This is a genomic window from Streptomyces sp. NPDC033845 (assembly GCF_055576225.1).
The window spans coordinates 1-19,729 of sequence record NZ_JBVIRI010000039.1 but is presented as its reverse complement, the minus strand read 5'-3'; the positions used below and the strand labels follow the sequence as shown (position 1 = coordinate 19,729).

Below are 19,729 nucleotides of genomic sequence, written 5' to 3'. Positions count from 1 at the left end.
GTCACACGGTCGCACTCCCGACCGAAGACCTCCAACGACAACCCCTACAGCGAAGCCCACTTCAAGACCACGAAGTACATGTCCGACTACCCCGAATGGTTCGACTCCCTCGCCCACGCCCGCGAGTGGTTCGACGCGTTCATCGCGTACTACAACCACGAGCACCGCCACTCCGGTATCGGCTTCCACACCCCGGCATCCGTCCACTTCGGGACCGCCGAGGAGGTCCGCGACCAGCGGGCCATAACCCTCGCCGACGCATACGCCCGCCACCCCGAACGCTTCGCCCGCCACCCCCGACCACCCCGGATACCCCAACAGGCGTGGATCAACGACCCGGCCAAGCGCAGGGAACCCGCACCACAAACCTCATAGCGCCACGACCGTCTCACTGGACTTGAAATCTTCCCATGAGCCGTCACCCTGCTCCCGCCTCCGCAGCGGCGAGCAGGCTCAAGAGGCGCACCCAGTCCGCACGGCTCCGCAGGCCAGCGGTGGCTTTGCCAGCGCGGACGAGACCTGCACGAGCACGGCTGTTTGAACTCGACGCTTTGCGCATCGCCGCGGCAGTGGCCGTGATGGTCTACCACTACACCTTCTCCGGACCCGCCGGCGGGCTGAGTAGCCTGTCGTTCCCAGGGCTCAGCCAGGTCACCCGGTACGGGTACCTCGGTGTCGACGCCTTTTATATGATCAGCGGATTCGTCGTCCTGCTGAGCGCATGGGAAGGGACTCCGCGCCAGTTTCTGGCATCTCGCGCGGTACGGCTCTATCCGGCCTACTGGGCAGCGGTCAGCGTCACCGCGATGGTATGCATCTTCCTCGGCTCTGGCCGGTTCCACATCTCTGGAGCCCAGTACCTGGCGAACCTGACCATGTTCAACACTCCGCTCGGCATGGCGAACGTCGACGTCGTCTACTGGACGCTGTGGTCAGAGCTGCGCTTCTACATCGTCGTCTTCGCCCTCGTTGTCATCGGGCTCACCAGACGACGAGTCACAGCGGTGCTGTGGGGCTGGCTTGGAGCAGCCGTACTCATCGAAACGGGCCTCCTTCCCACGTCTTGCTCCCGTGTGCTGGAAGTGCTGGTGCAGTCACAGTGGGCGCACTACTTCATTGCCGGCATGGCACTGTGCCTCCTGCGCAAGTACGGCCCCAGCCGTTCCATCATCGCCCTCGCCCTCGCCGCCCTCGGCAACGCCCTCTACTGCGGCATCGAGTTCGCCGACGCAGTGGGAAAGCGCCATGGCGAAGCGTTCAGCCCCATCGTGGTCGCGGTTGTCATCACCACAATCTTCCTGATCATGGCCTGCATCGCCATGGGATGGATACAGCACCTGGGACGGCCCTGGTTCGTGAAACTCGGCGCCCTGACCTACCCGCTGTACCTGCTGCACGCCTACATCGGCTTCATCCTCTTCAATCAGCTCCAGGAAACCGTCGAACCCCACATCCTTCTCGCGGCCGTCATCATCACCATGATCGCCAGCTCCTACGCCCTGCACCGGTGGATCGAAAAGCCAATGGCCCGCGCACTCAACCGGCTCCTCACACCCAAAGCCGATCCCGGGAGCACCACGAAGGGCTGATGCACGCACCACCACCACACTTCGAGAGGATGTCGCACGGTTGGCTGAGGTGCTGGAGGCGGCGGAGATCGAGCTGGACCGGCGGGTGATCGCGCGGGAGGAACTGGTCGAGGCCCTGGCCCGCGTGCGCCGCTGAGCCCGCTGCCTGACCGAGGGCGAGGCGGAGCGGGAAACGACGGCGCAGGCCGTGTCGCTGCCGGGGCCGGTGGTGCCGCCCTAGCAGGACGAGCTGCCGGTGAGCGTGCTCGCGCCCGACTACCAGCGGACTCTGGGCATGCTGGAGAAGCGCCGGTCCGCGGGCGAGGGACCTGTGAGGGCCAGGGAGATCGCGGCGGAACTGGGCCTTGGGACGACGTCGGCGAGGTCGAAGGGGTGAGGTCGAAGGCGAGGCGTCTGGCGGAGCGCAGATGCCTCCTTGCCCAGGCGTCGAGGGCGTTCAGTGCCGGCCGACGGCCCGGGGCCGTGCCAGACGTCGGCTCATCCGGGTGACCATCGACCACCGGATCAGCGCCTCGCTGGAAGCGGGTAGCGTCTCGTAGTCCCGGGCCAAGCGGCGGGAGTTCATCAGCCGGCGGCGTTCGGGTAGTCCTTGGCCCCGGCGACAACCGAGGCCCGATACGTCCCGAGGTCCGCGTAGCCGTCCTTGCGGGACGTACCGTGCGCGGCCTGGAAGGTGCGGATGGCGCGGCAATCGGCTTCCGTCTGCCGGCCGTCCGCCCGGAGGCCGAGGTATTCCTCCATCTGGTGCTGGTACGGACCTGTCGCCGCCTGACACCCCGTCTCGGCAGAGGGGAAGGCTTCGGCACTGCCTACGCCGGGAGCGAGCGCGGTGCCGGCAACGGCCGAGCACACCAGCACGGCCGTGACCACTGCTATGGAACGACGGACCAGGTAGAACACGCTGGGGCTCCTCCGGCAAATCGGTGTCGGATCTTCCCCAGTGGAGCAGTACCCGCCCTCCGCGCCCACTCCTGCGCGGCCACCCGAGTGAGCGCGGCGCACCCCCAGCGTCCGCCGTGCGGCCGCCTGACGTGCTCAGGCCCCTTCGCGTCACGGTGGCCCAGCCGTGTTCATCTGCAAACCAAGGCGGACAGGCATGACAGCTCCAGTGGTGTCCTCGTCCCCGCCGGTGTTTGTTCTGGGCCACCAAGGCCGGGCTCGGCGATGTGCTGCTCCTCGATCGGCTCCATAAGCCTGCGGCGTCAGCGGACCTGGAATCGGATCAGTTCGCCGCCGTTTCCAGGCCCCCTCGCACGAGGGACCCTGGTGCGCCGGGCCGCGACAGCCCTGGACAACGCCGTGGCCCGGCGCGAACACGTCGACGCATGCATCCTGCACATTGATCGCGGATCGCGATTTCGGTCCCGGAAATTCGTCCGGGGGCTCGACCGCCACGGGATGTCCGGATCGATAGGGAGAGCCGGGGCAGCCGGCGACAACGCGGCCATGGAGTTCTTCTTCAGCCTGCTGCAGAAGAACGTCCTCGACCGCCGCAGGTGGACGACCTGCGAGGAACTGCGGATCGCCATCGTGACCTGGATCGAGCGAAGCTACCACCGACGCCGTCAGCAAGCCGCACTCGGCCGGCTGACCCCCGTCGAATACGAGACCGTCATGCGCTGTCCTTCGTACCGCAGGCGGGCCGATACTCGCCAAGGCGAGAATCCGTACGTTTCGTCGCGGGTCTGGTCCTGGCATCGCTTTGGATGTTGGTGCGGAACCTGGGCTGGGGGCAGGGGCTGAACGGTGTCCTTCTAGGTTCAGTCCCTCTCCCTTCGGTCCCTACGCAAACCTGCTGGTCACGGGGTTGCGCCTTGCTCTTCAGGGACTGAAGGGACTCAGAAGTCCTAGTTATGAATCCATGAGGCTTCTAGAAGCTCTGCATACAGGCGCGCGCATACACACACGCACGAAGACTGGAAGTAAGGATTTTGAGTCACTTCAGTCCCTCTTGACTACTTTGCACCTTGCTGACCTGCAGGTTTGCGTAGGGACCGAAGGGACAGGGACTGAACCGAACGCAGGGACCGAAGGGGTGGAGCCCCGTGCTGCCCGGTAGGTTGATCTTCTTTTGACGCTGCGGACTGTTCCAAGAGGAGCAGGGACCGAGACGAAAAGGTTGGGCTGGAAGGTCAGTCCAAGCGGTACTGCTCGGTGTCAGAGTGGTACGTGAACAGCTCCGCATAGCGGCCCCAGTCGGTCGCAGTCTCCAACTGCTGCTGTACCTGCTCGCTCGTGTAGTGGTGGGCGAGCAGGTCTCGGAAGAAGCCCGCCCGTTGGGAGCCCCCGGACTGGTCGAGGGTGCTGGTGATCAGACGGATCAACGGCGCTTCGGCGGCAGCCTCTGCGAACAACGCCTTCGATTCCTGAACATCTGCCCCCGCGAATGCCATTCCCCTTGGCGTGAGGATCAGCCGCAGTCCCCGCACCTCCGCGAGGCCCAGTAGTTCCAGTCCGTCCACCAGAGGCAGTACGTCGTCCACCTCTAGTCCCAGTTCCTCGGTCAGGTCAGCGAGGTCCTCCCCGCTGTCGCGACCGGATCCTCGGGCCAGAACGATTTCGGCGAGCCCCGCCATGCCGTCCACGCCGGCCGGAGGGAGGGGAGTGTTTGCCGGGGTCCGCCGGGCCTCTTCCGGAACTGTCCCGGCTGGCGGAGAAGCAGCTGACGAGCGGCCCGTCATCACGGCGTAGACGGAATCCACCACCCGCTCGAACTCCGGATCTGTACGGCTGTGGGGCCGTGCCATGCGCACGTCGAAGGATTCGCGGATGGTTCCGTAGGGTCGAGAACCCAGAACCACGATCCGGTCCGCCATGAGGACGGCTTCCTCGATGTTGTGGGTTACCAGTACCACTGAGCGCGCGGGGAACCGTCCCGAGGCCCACAGCTCCATCAGCTCCCTCCGCAGGTTCTCCGCGGTGAGGACGTCCAGCGCGGAGAACGGCTCGTCCATCATCAGCACATCGGGTTTTACCACGAGGGCGCGGGCGAAACCGACCCGCTGCCGCATCCCGCCGCTCAGTTCCTTGGGGTACGCGGACTCGAAACCGTCCAGGCCGATCAGGTCGATCGCCGCAACCGCCTGCTCGGCCCGTTCCCGAGCTGGAATACCCTTCGCTTCGAGTCCCAGTTCGACGTTCTGCTGGACTGTCAGCCAGGGCAGGAGTGCGAAGGTCTGGAAGACCATGGCGGTGCCAGGGTTGGCGCCTCGTAGCTCCCGCCCCCGGTACGTGACCGACCCCGACGAGGCCGGCACGAGGCCGGCCAGACAACGCAGCAGCGTCGACTTTCCGGAACCCGACTTGCCGAGTAGGGCGACGATCTCGCCCTCGGCGATCTCCAGATCGATGCCGCCCAGCACGGGGAGTTCGCCGTCGGTGCCAGCGTAGGACTTGCTCAGGGCCGTGGCCTTGAGGATGGTGGCCATGGGGATCCTCCAAAGGCGGACGCGGGGTGGGCGGTCAGAGGGCGTAGCGGCGTTCCGCGAGGCGGTACAGGGGCCGCCAGAGGAGTCGGTTGAGGCCGACCACGTAGAGGCTCATCACGGCGATGCCGGCGATCAGCTGAGGAGTGTCTCCGCGTTCGGTCGCGTGGAAGATGTACGCCCCCAGGCCGGTCGCCGTCAGGGTGGTGCTGCCGAAGGTCACTACCTCGCCGACGATCGAGGCGTTCCAGGCGCCGCCGGAGGCCGTAATCCCGCCGGTGACGTATGCCGGGAAGACCGCAGGGAGGACCAGTCGCTTCCAGCGCTGGACTCCTCCTACCCCCAGGTCGTCCATGGCTTCTTTAAGGTCGGTGGGGATGGACATGGCACCGGCGATGGCGTTGAAGAGGATGTACCACTGGGCGCCCAGTGCCATCAGCAGTACACAACCGATGTCGATACTCAGGCCGGTGCGCAGGAAGAACCACACGGCGACCGGGAACAGCAGGTTCGCCGGGAAGCTGGCGAGGACGAGCACCACGGGCTGAGCGGTCTTCGTCAGACGGGGGGAGGAACCGATCCAGACCCCGACCGGCACCCAGAGCAAGGTGGCAACTGCCACGAGAACCACCACACGCGCCAGGGTGATGAGGCCGAGAAGCAGGGGTTCGGCGAAGACTCCGAGTCCGGTCTCGCGGTGTAGGTAGCTCAGCACCACGTACAGGCCCCAGAGGATCAGGGCGCCCGCCACAGTCCAGAAGACGGCGTCACCGCGCCGTTGCCGGGCTGCCGGCAGCAGCGGCCGGTCGTCGCGGCCCAGGACGCCCGCTGCCCGGGCCGCGGACTCGCGCAACGGCGCGGTGGCCCGATCGGCCAGTGACGGCCACCGGGAGCGGCGCAGGAAGTCGAGCACGTGGCTGCGCTGCACGTCGGATGCTTCGGCCTGCTCGTTCTTGAACCGTTCAACCCAGGCGGTCAGAGGCCGCCAGAAGACGAAGTTGACGATGACGATGGTGAGGACCATCGCCAGCACCACCCAGGCGATCTTGCCGAGATCGCCAGAGCCGATGGCTGTGCCGGCGTAGCTTCCGAGCCCGGGCACGGCGTAGTCGTGGCCCGAGACGCTGACCGCCTCGGAGGCGACGAGCATGAACCAGCCGCCCGCGAAGCTCATCATCCCGTTCCAGACCAGGTCGATGGCACCGGCCGGTACCTCGATGCGCCAGAACCTCATCCAGCGGGTGAATCCGAACGATCTCGACACCTCGTCGATTTCGCGGGGCAGGGACGTGAGGGTGGCGTAGAACCCGAAGGTCATGTTCCAGGCCTGAGAGGTGAAGATCGCGAAGATGACGGCGCATTCGAGGCCCAGCAGCGAGCCGGGGAACAGGCCGACGAAGAAGGTGACCAGCACTGAGAGGAAGCCGAGCACCGGTACGGACTGGAGGATGTCCAGGGCCGGGATGAGGATGCGCTCCAGGCGGCGGCTGCGGGCAGCCGCATAGGCGTAGAAGAAGGTGAAGACGATCGAGGCGAACAGCGCGATGAACATCCGCAACACGCTGCGCGCGGCGTAGTAGGGGAGCCTGGCGGGGTCGGTGTCGACATCGGGCACATCGGCCGGATCGAAGTTGACGGTGGTGCCGGCGCCGACGGCGAGCAGCAGGTAGACGAGCACCAGAACGGCCGCGGCCACGGCGAGGTCGACCCATGTCAGGCGGCCGCCGACCGGGGTGGGCTGGCCAGTAGGCGTGATCGGGCGATTACGGGTTTCCATCGCGCCCAGAGCACCACGGCACGCCGGGAGCCTCCTTCAGGCCCGCCCGGGGCGGCCCCACACACGCCCGCCCGGCCTATCGGGCGGGCGGAGCAACAGCACAGGAGCGTAGGGCAATCGGCCGGATCTCCGGCGGAGCTGGCTGGATCTTGCGAGTCGCATGGCTTTGAGTGCAATCCGAGGGACTGGAGGGACTAGGGTTCCGTACTCCCGTGATCTAAGGTTCGAGATCCGCGCCCCGCACCCTGTGCTCCTCTGCCCGTGCGAGCGCGTGCCGGAGCCGGACGCAGATGAGCCCATGACCCGAATCCGGTCCCTCCAGTCCCTGAGTGACTACCGTGCCCCCGGCCTGCAGAGTCGAGGCAGTGACCGGAGTGGCAGGGGCCGAGGGCGCGGAAGTGGGGGAGCCGCGCGGTAAGTTCTCGTAAATCGGTTCCTAACGTCCCAAAAAGCAGCGACGTATGCGATGCTCAGGGACTCAAGGGACTCAATCACCGAAGTGGTGGCACCACCTTGCGCAGTATCCGCCTGCGCCTGCGCTACGCTCCCAGGGCTGTGGAAGTTCAGTCCCTTCAGTCCCTGTAACGAATCGAACGGTGACCGGCCTTGCCCGGACGGCGACACCGTCGACGCTCAGCTCACCCCCGAGGAAACCCAGTGCCTGCCCGTACCGACAGTCCGTTGCACGCTGCTCCCGACGCAGACTGCCGGCACCTCGACGTCGCGCTCTGGCTCGCCTCAAACGGCTACCCCGTCCACCCGCTCACCCCGGGGGCCAAGACCCCGGCTGCCAACTGCGGCCGATGCCGCCAAGACGCGCACCTGCCCGCAGCCTGCCCGTGCCTGTCCGAACGAGGCTGGTGCCACGGGTTCCACGCGGCCACGACGGACCGCTCCCTGGTGGAAGAGTGGTGGCGCAGACAACCTCGCTTCGGAGTGGGGGTCTCCTGCGGGCCGGCCCGGCTGGTCGTCATCGACGTCGACGCCCACGCAGACACTCCGCCCGACCGGCAGCACCTGCTGCCAGGGATCCCGATCGACGAACGGGTCGACCTGACCGGGCTGAGCTCCGGCCACGACACCCTTGCCCTGCTTGCGGCGCACCGGTCTCAGCCCAACCCCGCCGAGGACAGCGACACCCTACGGGTGGCGACCCCCTCCGGCGGCCTCCACATCTGGTACCGAGTGCCGTTCGGCAGCCCGGCCTTCCGCTCCTCGACCGGTTCCAGCAGCCGCGCCGCCCTGGCCTGGCAGGTCGATGTGAGGGCCAATGGCGGCTACATCGTGGCCCCCTCGACCCGCACCATAGCCGGCACCTACCAGGCGCTTCCCGGGGCTCGTACGCCCGCACTCCTGCCCCTGTGGCTGAACGCCGAGCTCACCCGCACCGGACACGCCGACGCTCCCCACCCGCCTCCTCCCACCACCAGCCCGATGACGCATCGGCGGCCGGGCAGCGGAAACGACGCGCACCGGATCCTCCGTCCCCTGCTCGACGAGGTCCGGGCCTGCGCTGCCACGCCCACAGGCACCGGATTCAGCGAAAAGCTCAACCGTGCCGCCTTCACCGCCGGCGGCCTGACGGCAGGCGGCCACATTCCGCAGGCCGAGTGCGTTCGCCTCCTCACCGAGGCCGCCGACGCGGCACGACCGGAACAGGCCCGAAGGACCCAGCTCATCGTCGACTCTGCCCTCCGCGCCGGTAGCGCCCGGCCGATCCACCCCAAGGGACGTTCATGAGCCGCAGCGCAGGCAGCACCGGCTTCGACGCGCAGGCGGCCGCCGACCAACTCGCCGCCTTCAGCACCGACAGCATTCCGGCCACGTCCCCGTCCCGGAAACGGGGCACGAAGCGGCAGGACCCGCCTCCGGCCGGCTCGCGGCCCGGCGACGTCGTACAGTCCGGACTGCTGACCAACCTCACCGACCGCGGCAACGCCAAACTCTTCGCCCACCTCCACCGCGACAGCTTCCGCCACGTGGAAGGCCTCGGCTGGTACATGTGGGACAGCTACCGCTGGAAACGCACAGGCGGCGAGAAATCCGCGATCTGGGCCGCGGGCGGCATGGCGGAAGAAATGCCCCTGCACGATCCACGGGGACACTTCACCGACCGGGAACTTCACCAGCACCGCAAGCGCGCCATGTCCACCTCCGGTGTCAAGGCGATGCTGGCCCAGGCCAAGGCATCACCGGAGCTGGCCCTCGACCCCGACACCCTCGACGGGGACAAGTACGCCCTCTGCACCCCCGCCGGAGTGGCCGACCTGCGCACCGGGGAACTACGCAAGCCGGACCCACGACGGGACCTGCATTCCCGCGCCACCTACCTGGCACCCGAATCCATCCCGACACCGCGGTTCGCGCGCTTCCTCACGGAGACCTTCGGCGACGACGACAAGGGCAAGGAGATGATCCACTTCCTTCATCTCCTACTCGGCTACTCCATCACCGGAGACGTCGGAGGCCAGGTGTTGCCCTTCCTGTACGGCATCGGCGCCAACGGCAAGTCCGCCCTCATGGACATCGTCATCAAGATCCTCGGTGACTACGCCGACGTCGCCCCTCCCGGTTTCCTCATGGAGCGCGGCAAGTTCAACGAACACTCCACTGAGCTCACCGAACTGCACGGCCGGCGCCTGTTCGTCTGCAGTGAGCTCAAACCGCACGACAAGTTCGACGAGGCCAGGGTCAAGCTCCTCACGGGAGGTGACCGTCTCAAGGCACGCCGCATGCGGCAGGACTACTTCAGTTTCGAACCGACCCACAAGCTGTGGCTGCTCGGCAACCACCGTCCCGAGGTCGGCACCGGAGGCCACGCCTTCTGGCGGCGGATCCGCCTCATCCCGTTCGAGAAAGTCGTCCCCGACCACCGGAAGATCGACAACCTCGCGGAGGAACTCGTCCGGGACGAAGGCCCCGGGATCCTCCACTGGATGATCCGCGGCGCCCAGGCGTACCTGGCCGACAAACCCTCCCTCGGCGGCCCCAGCGTCGTACGGACCGCCACCCAGGCTTACGCGACCACTGAGGACCACATCGGACGTTTTCTCGCCGAATGCTGCACTACCAGCACGGGAGGACCTGAACCACGCGACCTCAAAGTCGAGCAGGGCGCGTTGTACCGTGCTTACAGCATCTGGTGCCAAGAAGGCGAAGGGCTCCGACCCGCCACCACCAGGGCCTTCGCCACTCGCATCCGCGCCGAGATGGGGATCGCCTCACCCAGCGAGATGGTCCGCTCCAACGGACAGAAGTACTACCCCGGTCTCGCGCTGCTCGCCGAGGAGAGCGCGGCCGGGGAGGGGAACGGCTCGCACAGAGGGTGATCGAGACCGACGTACTGTCCCCACGCGCCCCCGCAGCCTAGGATGGACGGAGCACACCATGACCAAAGCGCACGGCACCGCCAGACACCCCGTGATATCCAGCCCGCTGCCTTGCGTAGCGTGGACAAACGAGGCACGTGAATCCGAGGAGGGACGACGGCCATGAGCTCACTACTCCAAGCAAGTGATCTTGCCCACGAGGAGAAAGTGGTGTGGCTGGAAGACCCCTCCACGCTCGACTACGTCCGCCAGGCACTGGACAAGACCCCCCGCCGCCGGGGCAAACCGCGCTACCACCGCGACGGCCGCATGGTCGGCTTCACCGAGCTCAGCGAAACGGCAGAAGCGGACCCGGACAGCGGACTGCAGAAGAGGCGGGTCTTCTACCTGCTCCCGCACGACCGCGACACGGAGCCCGACGGTCTCTACCGCGAAGGGGCACCGGGCGAAGCCGTCGACCCTCGGACCATCTCCCCCAAGGCTGTCGGTATGAAGACGGAACGGTCCCAACGCGGTCTGTCCTCCCAGCGAGCGGGTCGGCTTGCTTCGCAGCGGACAGTTGCCTGACCGAGACCCTTCAGTCCCTGTCTGTGGTGGAACATCGGCCTCCGGACAGTCGAGTGGCCTGCGGATCGGAGCGCTGGCGGTGGCCCTTGGCGTACAGATCGGCAGGTAATGCCGGGAGCGTACCGGGGTGGAGCGTGTCTGAAAGATCGTGTAAGTCCGTGATATGGCAGCCTGGCCCGGGGCTCGGCCTCGGGCCTGTGGGCCAGGCGGAACGGACGAGTCATGACGGACAAGACGGAACCCGTCGCCTCGGTGACGGCCGGCGACAAGATGGTCGACGAGGTGGTCGGGCGGCTGCTCGACAAGGCTGACGCTTCAGGGGCGGCCCTGCTGGGCGAGGGCGGGCTGCTGACGAAGATCACCAAAGCGGTCCTCGAGCGGGCCCTGGAAGCCGAGATGAGCGAGCACCTCGGCTACGAACGCGGGGATCTTGCAGGTCCCATCCGAAGCTGGTACTGGCCCTGAAAGTCATCTACAAAGCGCCGACCGAGGCGGCCCCAGAACAGGCCCTCGACCTGTTCGCAGCCTCTGACCTGGGCGAACGCTATCCCGCGATCGTTCGGACCTGGCGCTCGGCCTGACCGGAGTTCACGCCCTACCTGGCGTTCCCCCCGAGGCTGCTATATCGAGTCAAGCCGTTTGGGGAAGTTGTCGGGCTGCTCGCCATCGTTCGGCTCGGTACCTTCGAGGATCTTGAACAGCTGCCTGGAGATGGCGCGCTTCAGGCAGCGCTGTGCGTCCCGGGAGGTCTTGCCCTCGCTGATTCTGCGGGCGACGTAGGCCTTCGTGGCGGGGTCGAGGCGCATGCGGATCAGGGTGATGGTGTGCATGGCCCGGTTGAGCTGGCGGTCGCCGCTTGGGTTGAGGCGGTGCCGGTTGCTGAGTCCGGAAGAGGCGGGGATCGGCGAGACTCCGGCGAACGAGGCGAAGGCTGCTTCCGAGCGGAACCTCCCCTGGTGGGACCAGCTGACCAGGACCTGGGCCGCGGTGATCGGGCCCACGCCAAGCAAGCCGAGAAGCTTCGGGGCCACCTGCCTCACCAGGGTCAGGATCTCCCTTTCAACATCTTTTGCCTCTGCTTGCAGGCTCTGGATGCGCTGGGCAGTCGACCGAAGGGCTCGCGCTGTCATCCGGTATTCAAGGCCCTGTGCGGGGCGGTCGCGGAGCTGCGCGCAGTGGGTAACCTGAGCCGGGCGCTTGAGTTTGCGTAGTTCGGCGCGGAGGTTGTCCGGTGCGGAGACGATCAGGGCCTTGAGCTGGTTGATCGCCGCAGTCGAGGCAAGGACCGCACCCTGGCGGGTGGCGAGAAGGACGCGTAGTGCCTCGCGTTCGCCGCGGAGTCGGGGCTGTATCAGGTGCTCGGTGGCCAGGGCCTCCTTCGCGGCCCTGATGGCGTCGAGCATGTCGGTCTTGCGTCCGCCGCGGTTGGCTGCCCGCTTGGGCCGGCAGACCTCGACGACTTGCTCGCCGGCTTGGCTGAGGAAGGCCGCGAGGCCGGCTCCATAGCTGCCGATGCCTTCCAGGGCCCAGCAGCGGCGGCCGGGGATGTGCTGGCGGGCGAAGTCCAGCAGGCGCCGGTAGCCGCGGGCGTTTGCCGGGGCATCAGTGCTGTTCAGGACTGCACCAATGGGGCTGACGGCCGCTGCGGCGAGGGTGTCTCGGTGAGTATCGACGCCGATGACGCCGTCGACTTGTTCTGCCAGGATGGCCACGTGGTCGTTCTCCTTGCTGGGCGGACGGCTGTTGTCGGCGTCGGCCTGGGTGGAGTCACCGCGTGGCGGAACTGTGATGAGTCACGCCGCAAGGCGGACAAGCTGCTGATCAAGCCAACGGGTGGGCCGGGTCGACGCCGATAAACCGGCAGACATCTCGGGGGAACGGCAGCCCCTGACGGGGCGCCAGTTATGTTTCGAGTCATGCCGGATCATCGGCGTCGAGCCTGGCAGCAACCCATCCCGGGCCGCAGAAGAAGTCTCACAGTTATGTTTTTCGCGGTCCTGCAACGGGGCCGCTGGCCTCCGGGCCCGGCATGATTGTGTCCCCCTGTCGAAGACATGACCTGGGGGGTGGTGTCACCAGGTCCGGGGGTGTTTGAAGTTCCCCCCTGAACCTGGACAGCGGGTGGTTACGCTGCGGGGGTGAGGTCGTGGGTCGCCAGCGCTCTGGTTTCGAGTGGGGTGACGTAGCCATACACGGGGTGCTTGCGCAGCCGCGTGCGGTTGTATTCGACCTCGATGAAGCGGAAGACGTCGGCGCGGGCCGCCTCGTGGGACTCCCAGACGGTGGTCCCGATCTCCGCTTTCAGCAATCCGAAAAAGCTTTCGGCTGCGGCGTTATCGTAACATGAGCCCGTTCTGCCCATGCTCTGTCTCAGGTTCAACTCCCATATGAGCGTGCGGTATTCGCCTGATGTGTATTCAGATCCGCGGTCCGAGTGGGCGATACAGCCCGGCTTGAGGGCGCCGCGGCCGGCGGCCATTTTCAGGGCGCCGGTGACGAGCTCGGCGCGGTGGTGGTCGGCCATCGCGTACCCGATCACCTCGCGAGTGGCCAGGTCGATGACGGTCGCCAGATACCACCAGCCGGCGAGCGTCGGCAGGTACGTGATGTCCGAGACCAGCTTCGTGCCCGGCTCAGCCGCGGTGAAGTCGCGTCCGACCAGGTCCGGGGAGGGTGCCGCCCTGCGGTCTGCCTTGGTGAGGTTTCGGCGCTTGCGGCGGGTAATCCCGCGGATGTCGTGCTCGCGCATCAGCCGCTCGACCTTCTTCCGGTTGACCCTCCGGCCTTTTCGGCGCAGGGCCGCGGTGATCCTCGGGGCGCCGTAGGCACGACGGGATTCCTCGTGGACCTGCCGGATCTCGGCCACCAGCTCGTCCTCCTCGCGCGCTGTGACGGCGGCGGCCGACGGGCGGCGAGGTAGGCGTAGTAGCCGGAGCGGGAGATCTCCAGGGCCCGGCACAACAGCGAGACACTGTAGCCGTCAGGGCGTTCGGGGCCGGCCTTCTCCGCGTCGACGAACGCGTAGCGCGTGGCTGCGTCTACTTCGTCTTGCGGTTCGCGAAGAAGGCGGTCGCTTTTCCCAGTACCTCGATGGTCTGTTCCATCTCGCGGACCTTGCGGCGCAGGCGCGCCAGCTCCTCGCGCTCGGCCGTGGTCAGCGCGCCCGCCGGCCCCTGGCCGCGGTCGGTCTTGTCCTGGTTGACCCAGTTACGCAGTCCCTCGGGGCTCACGCCAATCTCCCGGGCGCCCTCGGTGACCGTCTTGCCCGACGAGTGCACCAGGGCCACCGCGTCGCGCTTGAACTCGGCCGTGTACCGCTTGCTCTTATTGCTCACTACCTGGGACTGCTTCCTCCGGGACTGTCCGTCCCAGTATCAGGCTGTCCAGCTCAGAGGGGGAACTTCAATAGAGACACCCCCCGGCCATAAGGACCGTGGTCTACTCCACGAACATGGTCGAATCGATCAACTCGCGCCTCCGCAAGGCCACCCGCAACCGCGGCCACTTTCCCTCGGAACAGGCCGCGTTGAAGGTCCTCTATCTCGCGATTCGCGAGCAGATCAACCCGAAGACGCGCGACAAGAACTACGTCGCCGCACACTGCAAAGAGGCACTGAACCAGTTCTCACTCTTCTTCGAGGACCGGCTCAGCATCCAATGACACCACCCGACTTACACAAGATCGCTGACACGCCCGCGGGGGTGCTGCCGCCGACGAAGTCGGCGGCAGCACTGCTTTGTTCTCGAACGCACGTCAGAGCTGCGTGCTCGGAGGACCCCGTGGTTTCAGGTCTTCACCGGCCAGCGGACCTTAGCGTAGCCAGACCCGAGTGAGACCGTCCACGCGCGCCGCAAGGGGAGGGAAGTTAAAATGCTTCTCAGATACGTCGCTCGCCGACGCGCGCCTATCTGGGCGTGAGGCGGCCGTGGGGCAACATAGGCATCACAAAATGTGCAGGGCTGCGGCGCCCCCAAGCAGTCGATGGCGAAGATAGGACTTTTATGAGTGATCAGAATGTTCTTGAGCCGGTACTGATCGACACGATCGAGCGGTATTTTACTTTGCTACAGGCCCATGAATCCCCGCAGAAAATGTACGCTGAAATCCTTACCGAAGACTTCGAGACAGGATTTCAGGGTGGGTTCATGTGGCGTGGAAAATCTGGGATCGAGGATTTTCTGGAGGCTCGCTCCGAGTTCTTCGATGAATCCCATGAGATCATGCAGATCATCGAATCAGGCGTTAATCCAGATGGGGTTATGGTAGCCCGGACGCGGTTGCGTTTCTTGCTGCGACGGCACGAACCGGGATCGGCGCGGAGTGAGGATCTTACTGGCGATGTCTTTCACCTGTGGCGACTTCGCAAGGAATCGCAAGGGGATCGGTGGAGGGTTTCCGCACAGATCGTCCAGGGTTTCGCCCGGCTCGATGAGGCGTCCAAGAGGCTGTTCTCCACTCCGGCCGAAGGCCTGCAGACCTGATGGACGGGGGCGTTCGAGACGTTCGCCATGGCCTTGCGGTAGTTCGCGGTCATCCGTGTGAGCATCGGGTTGAAGCCTTCGGCCTCCTCCAGAGCGGCTGCCGGAAGCGGGGTGGCCGGGGAACGGCCCGCGGGGTCAGCCAAGTGCGCGATCAGCGCATCCAGGCGGTCCAAGAGCAGCCCCCGGCGGACTTGTGCCTCGTTCAGGGAACGCCACCACGCGTACCGGCCGGGGCTAGAGGCGGGGCGTTCGGGGATTCCAGCGCGCACGCGGTTTGCCCGCGCAGTCAGGGCTGCGTGAACGGGTCCGCGCATCTGTTCCGTCAGTTCGGCGCAGGTCCGGGAACCCCGGGCCGGCATGGGGCTGTGCGTTCCGAAGGCATTGTTCCACGGTCGCAGCAGATGCCGACAGCCGGGATACGCGGCGCCGAGCGTGTCACCCGGCCGGTGGCGCAACTGGTGCTGGCGCGCCCGTACCGGGTTCCCCACTTCAGACGAGGGGACCTCCTCCTCCGGTCGTTCTCGGGTGACGCTGCCGCCGATCCGCCGACGCCGTTGATGCCGGAGCTTGGACTCCTGCCCTCCCGGCTGCCCGATCGGCCCGTCCTCCGGCGACGTGATCGTTGAAGCTGGGAGAGAGCCCGTAGCTATCGCGGCAGGCGTCGGCACGTTTCGTATCGGCAGACGGGCCCTCCCCGATGCCGAACCTCGTCCAGACCGTCCTCAGCGCGATCGGCCTGCCCTCGGCCAGCGAGAAAGACCTGATCAAACGGGCTATCGCGGTGGGCGGCGACGCCGTGGAGTGCCAGTTGGTCGGCCAGGCCAAGGTCAATAGCAAGACCCTGACGAACCGGACGTCTACCCCGGGAACACACCGTGCGGCGACAAGCCGTTGGGGCCGCTGAAGGTACCGGCGGGAAAATCTTTGGGTGATGGGGGATCACCTTCAGGGTTCCACCGACTCCCTGCAGTACATGGACGATCCGAAGACCTACGGCTTCGTGCCGGTCGGGGACGGCATAGGCCGTGCCTTCGTTGTGGCGGGCCCGTGTCCCGGTGGGCGACCCTGCGGATCCCGAGGACCTTCGACCAGCCGGGCAATCGGAGATCAGGCCTGGCTCGCCGTCGGTGACGGGGGGAGCGGGGCCGCGCTGACAAGAAACGAATTCGTTCCTACCTGCGGGAGAGCGCCGTCCGCCCTCCCGCAGGCTTCCGCCGCGTGACACGGCGGGCGGGGTCCGGGTTCACACGGGTAGGACGCCCGGAGTCCGCGATGATCATGCTAGGCGTTGATCGGATAGATGTTGACGAATGATCAAATCCGGCAACTGGATGGCGTGATTCCGAAGCTGTGCTGGGTCGGGTGAAGCTTCCCCTTGATCGTGGACACCTGGACACTGGGACGTGAGTGGGGGGTCTATCCAGTAAACGACTCTGTCTCACATTCGGTGGTAACGCTGAGTGGTGACGGTCGTTGTTGTTGGCGTGATGGATGTCAACGAGCTTGTGCAGATGGTGTTTTCGGGGATATCGCCGCTGGTCATCGAGGATGTGGTCGATGAGGGCGGGCGGGTCGTGGTGAGGGCGCGGGCTCCGAGAGAGCCTGCGGCCTGCCCGGTGTGCGGGGTGGCGTCGGGGCAGGTGCACGGCTATCACTGGCGGACGGTGGCCGATGTACCGGTCGACGGCCGACGGGTGGTACTCCGAGTACGGGTGCGGCGCCTGGTGTGTCCCACACGTGGGTGCCGCCAGACTTTCCGCGAGCAGGTGCCAGGGGTGCTGGAGCGCTATCAGCGACGCACTACCCGTCTGACCAGGCAAGTCAAGGCAGTGGTGAAAGAGTTACTGACTTCGGCTCGTCGGGGTGAATGTCTTTGGAAGTCCCTGACGGGTACGGATGAGTGGCTGTATCCGTGGTGTGTGAGATATGCGGATGGGGGCGGGCTGAACCGTTCTGACTTCTCTGCCGCTCCGTTGTGAGCTATCAGGGAGGATGGGTCTCGTGCCCAAGAAGATTGATGCAGCCCTTCGTAGCCAGGCTGTGCGTCTGGTGACAGAGCATCGTGCGGAGTACTCGTCCGAGCGGGCCCTGCACATCCAGGTCGCTGAATCCCTCGGTGTGTCCCGGGAGTCGGTGCGGCGGTGGGTGATGCAGTACGAGGTCGACGGCGGCCAGGCGGCGGGTGTGAGCACGGACGAGCGGGAAGAACTTCGCAGGCTGCGAGCGGAGAACAAGCGCCTGCGCGAGGTCAACGAAGTGCTCAAGTCGGCGACGATTTTCTTCGCGGGGGAGCTCGACCCCCGAAACCGCTGATTGTGGCCTTCACCGATCAGATGCGGGCCACCGGCTATGCCGTCGAGTCGATCCTTACCGCCCTGGAACAGGCTGGTCTGAAGATCGCGGCGCGAACCTTGCGAGCCTGGTGTGCCCCAGCCGGGCCGTCCAATGTGGCCGCGGCCAGAACCGTGACCGACGCCCTGGTGGAGGACGCGGTCCGCGCGATGGCCTTCACCACCAGCGCGGCCGGCGAGCGCGTGCTGGCTCCCGAGGGGCTTTATGGCCGACGCAAAATGCTGGCTCTCATCCGCCGCACGCTCCTGCCCGAGGCCGGCTTCGGTGCCGTCGACCGTGCCATGCGCTCGCTCGGTCTCAACGGTGTGGTCCGCGGGCGAAGACCCAGAACCACGATCCCCAACCCGGCCGACGCGAGGGCCCCGGACCTGCTGGACCGCGACTTCACGGCTCCGGCACCGAACCGGAAATGGATCACCGACTTCACCTACGTCCGCACGTATCAGTCGTTCACCTACGTCGCGTTCATCGTCGACTGCTTCTCCCAGAAGATCGTGAGCTGGCACGCCTCAGTCAGGCGGGACGTGGAGCTGGTCGATGTCCCGCTTCGGATGGCCTTGTGGCGCCGCACCCACGAAGGCAACCCCGTGAGGCGCGACCAGCTCATTCACCACTCGGATGCCGGGTCGCAATAGACGAGTGTGCGCTTCACCGAACACCTGAGCATCGAGGGCATCCGCCCCTCGATCGGCAGCGTCGGAGACGCGTATGACAATGCCTTGATGGAGACGATCAACGGTCTCTACAAGGCGGAGTGCATACGGACCAAGGTCTTCCACGACGGTTCCTGGAGAACGGTCTCTGACGTCGAGTACGCCACCGCCTCGTGGGTCGAGTGGTACAACAACCGCCGGCTGCACGGAAGTCTCGGCATGATCAGCCCCACAGAGTTCGAGGCAGCCCACTACGCTGACACAGAACCACGAGCCGACTGATCACCGGCCAACAAACCACCGGCAGAAAAGTCGGAACGGTTCACATAGCCTGCTCCGGCCTCACCCTCGACAACCCAGCCTCACCTTGAAACGCCGAAGTCAGTAACCGCTGTACCGATGTTCCCCGAGGCCGTTGTATTGCGTCAGAGCCGCCACGCCCTTCTCGAAGGCGCTCACGGTCTTCCCGGGGGCCGTGACGGGTGCCACCGGCTCCGGGGGCAGGGGGACGACGCCGACCTCCTCCAGGAGCTCGCGCTGCCCGTCCATCAGCCCGGCCCAGACCGTGTGCTGGCGCTGCTTGGCCAGCCACTTCCCGATGTCCATGCCGTGGACGGTGAAGCTGGCCAGGACGTCGGAGCCGTCGTCCTCGTCCGCCAGGAGCTCCCGCAGCGCGGCGAAGTGCCGCTGCCACTCCGCCGGCCTCGCCGGGTCCCAGTGCTCATCCACGGCTTCCAGCGCGGCCTTCCACTCCGGCCGCCCCTCCAGCGCGCCGGGACGGCGCAGGTTGGACAGCCACTGTCCCACGGGCCGGTCCAACGCCGTCGCGGACCGGGGCGCGCACAGCGTCCAGTGATCCTCGAAGTACGCCTTGGCGGCCTCCAGGTTCTCCTGGAACCGCTCATCCGCCACGCTCCAGACCATGACCAGCTTCTCCAGCCGCTGCGCCCGCCGGCCGTTCATCTGCCCGGCCCCGTACGCCCGCCGCTGCTCCGCCGGGCCGGGGCGGCGGTGGCCGCGGCGGTCTGTGCTGCGGCCAGTGCCTGTTCGACCCGCCCGGGTCGGCCGGGTGGACATCGACTACGTCTGGGCCCAGGGCGGTTGGACCACCGTGTCCTTGTACAACGCCCGACAGGTGGCGCTCCTGGAGGTGGTCCACCCCGATGTCGACTGGCAGGCGGTACGCGCCACTCGGCCGGGCTCCCCCTCCCCGCTGACCCGACTGTCCCCGCTCCGGGCCGGGGAGGACCGGGTGGTCCTGGCGGGCATGACCCGGATCGCCGGGGTGGGACGGCCCACCGCAGCATCCTGGCACCGTACCCGCACCGACTTCCCGAGCCCCACCGCAAGGACCGCGGCCCGCCCGCAGTTCGACCGCTGGCCGGTGATGGAGTGGCTGGTGGAACGAGGGAAGATCACCATCCCGCAATGAGACGACGTGCGGCACCCTAGGCGCCTAGCTAGGGCCTGTTTTAGAAGTTGCTGGTGTGCTGGGTGGGGCGTCCGGGGAAGTAGCGGGCGGCCATCCAAAGGGTGAGGTCGCGGGCGATCCGGT

The 19,729-nt window shown here is 66.5% G+C and carries 15 protein-coding genes and 6 pseudogenes; 13 read left to right on the top strand and 8 right to left on the bottom strand.

Going from position 1 to position 19,729, the window contains the following annotated elements; all coding sequences use genetic code 11:
- Both ACZ50K_RS36080 and ACZ50K_RS36075 read left to right on the top strand, forming a co-directional pair.
- On the top strand, positions 1–375 hold a 375-nt coding region (locus ACZ50K_RS36080), incomplete at its 5' end, for an integrase core domain-containing protein (RefSeq protein ID WP_468911368.1).
- A 176-nt stretch (positions 376–551) separates the two neighbouring features.
- A complete protein-coding gene (locus tag ACZ50K_RS36075; protein ID WP_468911366.1) occupies positions 552–1,589 on the top strand; it encodes an acyltransferase family protein in 1,038 nt (345 codons plus the stop codon).
- A gap of 436 nt (positions 1,590–2,025) precedes the next feature.
- Here ACZ50K_RS36075 and ACZ50K_RS36070 read toward each other — a convergent pair.
- Positions 2,026–2,157 (bottom strand): annotated as a pseudogene (locus ACZ50K_RS36070) (IS5 family transposase); the annotation flags it as partial.
- Positions 2,154–2,489, bottom strand: coding sequence for a hypothetical protein (locus ACZ50K_RS36065; RefSeq protein ID WP_468911370.1), 336 nt, complete (start codon positions 2,487–2,489; stop codon positions 2,154–2,156). The gene ACZ50K_RS36065 and the pseudogene ACZ50K_RS36070, both read right to left, overlap by 4 nt.
- 375 nt (positions 2,490–2,864) lie before the next feature.
- On the opposite strand from ACZ50K_RS36065, the pseudogene ACZ50K_RS36060 reads away from it, so the two are divergent.
- A pseudogene (locus ACZ50K_RS36060) lies at positions 2,865–3,197 on the top strand (integrase core domain-containing protein); the annotation flags it as partial.
- A gap of 524 nt (positions 3,198–3,721) precedes the next feature.
- Here the strand turns inward: ACZ50K_RS36060 and ACZ50K_RS36055 are convergent.
- Together ACZ50K_RS36055 and ACZ50K_RS36050 are read right to left on the bottom strand one after the other, a co-directional pair.
- Complete coding sequence (locus ACZ50K_RS36055) at positions 3,722–5,017, bottom strand: ABC transporter ATP-binding protein (protein ID WP_468911364.1); 1,296 nt, start codon at positions 5,015–5,017, stop codon at positions 3,722–3,724.
- A gap of 34 nt (positions 5,018–5,051) precedes the next feature.
- The gene (locus tag ACZ50K_RS36050; protein ID WP_468911362.1) at positions 5,052–6,791 is read right to left on the bottom strand and encodes an ABC transporter permease; all 1,740 of its coding nucleotides are present in this window, start codon (positions 6,789–6,791) and stop codon (positions 5,052–5,054) included.
- Between the two features lie 681 nt (positions 6,792–7,472).
- Between ACZ50K_RS36050 and ACZ50K_RS36045 the strand changes: the two genes are divergently transcribed.
- The 4 genes and pseudogenes from ACZ50K_RS36045 to ACZ50K_RS36030 form a co-directional block, all read left to right on the top strand.
- The gene (locus ACZ50K_RS36045) at positions 7,473–8,531 is read left to right on the top strand and encodes a bifunctional DNA primase/polymerase (RefSeq protein WP_468911360.1); all 1,059 of its coding nucleotides are present in this window, start codon (positions 7,473–7,475) and stop codon (positions 8,529–8,531) included.
- Complete coding sequence (locus tag ACZ50K_RS36040; protein WP_468911358.1) at positions 8,528–10,120, top strand: DNA primase family protein; 1,593 nt, start codon at positions 8,528–8,530, stop codon at positions 10,118–10,120. The genes ACZ50K_RS36045 and ACZ50K_RS36040 overlap by 4 nt, the downstream gene beginning before the upstream one ends.
- 162 nt (positions 10,121–10,282) lie before the next feature.
- Entirely contained in the window at positions 10,283–10,687 is a 405-nt protein-coding gene (locus ACZ50K_RS36035; RefSeq protein ID WP_468911356.1) for a DUF6009 family protein, read from the top strand.
- Between the two features lie 222 nt (positions 10,688–10,909).
- Positions 10,910–11,125 (top strand): annotated as a pseudogene (locus ACZ50K_RS36030) (IS256 family transposase); the annotation flags it as partial.
- A 182-nt stretch (positions 11,126–11,307) separates the two neighbouring features.
- On the opposite strand, the gene ACZ50K_RS36025 reads toward ACZ50K_RS36030, so the two are convergent.
- The 3 genes from ACZ50K_RS36025 to ACZ50K_RS36015 form a co-directional block, all read right to left on the bottom strand.
- The gene (locus tag ACZ50K_RS36025; protein WP_468911353.1) at positions 11,308–12,399 is read right to left on the bottom strand and encodes an IS110 family RNA-guided transposase; all 1,092 of its coding nucleotides are present in this window, start codon (positions 12,397–12,399) and stop codon (positions 11,308–11,310) included.
- Between the two features lie 413 nt (positions 12,400–12,812).
- On the bottom strand, positions 12,813–13,646 hold the full coding sequence (locus ACZ50K_RS36020) for an IS3 family transposase (RefSeq protein ID WP_468911350.1): 834 nt from the start codon (positions 13,644–13,646) through the stop codon (positions 12,813–12,815).
- 79 nt (positions 13,647–13,725) lie between these two features.
- A complete protein-coding gene (locus ACZ50K_RS36015) occupies positions 13,726–14,022 on the bottom strand; it encodes a transposase (RefSeq protein ID WP_468911348.1) in 297 nt (98 codons plus the stop codon).
- 80 nt (positions 14,023–14,102) lie between these two features.
- On the opposite strand from ACZ50K_RS36015, the pseudogene ACZ50K_RS36010 reads away from it, so the two are divergent.
- The 5 genes and pseudogenes from ACZ50K_RS36010 to ACZ50K_RS35990 all read left to right on the top strand — a co-directional run.
- Positions 14,103–14,348: pseudogene (locus ACZ50K_RS36010) on the top strand (transposase); the annotation flags it as partial.
- A 341-nt stretch (positions 14,349–14,689) separates the two neighbouring features.
- Positions 14,690–15,169 (top strand): hypothetical protein, encoded by a 480-nt coding sequence (locus ACZ50K_RS36005; RefSeq protein ID WP_468911345.1) that lies wholly within the window; start codon positions 14,690–14,692, stop codon positions 15,167–15,169.
- Between the two features lie 697 nt (positions 15,170–15,866).
- Positions 15,867–16,073 (top strand): hypothetical protein, encoded by a 207-nt coding sequence (locus ACZ50K_RS36000; protein WP_468911344.1) that lies wholly within the window; start codon positions 15,867–15,869, stop codon positions 16,071–16,073.
- Between the two features lie 583 nt (positions 16,074–16,656).
- Positions 16,657–17,013: pseudogene (locus ACZ50K_RS35995) on the top strand (transposase family protein); the annotation flags it as partial.
- 157 nt (positions 17,014–17,170) lie between these two features.
- Positions 17,171–18,456 (top strand): annotated as a pseudogene (locus ACZ50K_RS35990) (IS3 family transposase).
- Positions 18,457–18,555: 99 nt separating this feature from the next.
- Here the strand turns inward: ACZ50K_RS35990 and ACZ50K_RS35985 are convergent.
- Positions 18,556–19,137, bottom strand: a complete 582-nt coding sequence (locus ACZ50K_RS35985) for a helicase associated domain-containing protein (protein ID WP_468911342.1) — start codon at positions 19,135–19,137, stop codon at positions 18,556–18,558.
- Positions 19,138–19,213: 76 nt separating this feature from the next.
- On the opposite strand from ACZ50K_RS35985, the gene ACZ50K_RS35980 reads away from it, so the two are divergent.
- On the top strand, positions 19,214–19,606 hold the full coding sequence (locus ACZ50K_RS35980) for a hypothetical protein (RefSeq protein WP_468911340.1): 393 nt from the start codon (positions 19,214–19,216) through the stop codon (positions 19,604–19,606).
- The last annotated feature ends 123 nt before the right edge of the window (positions 19,607–19,729 follow it).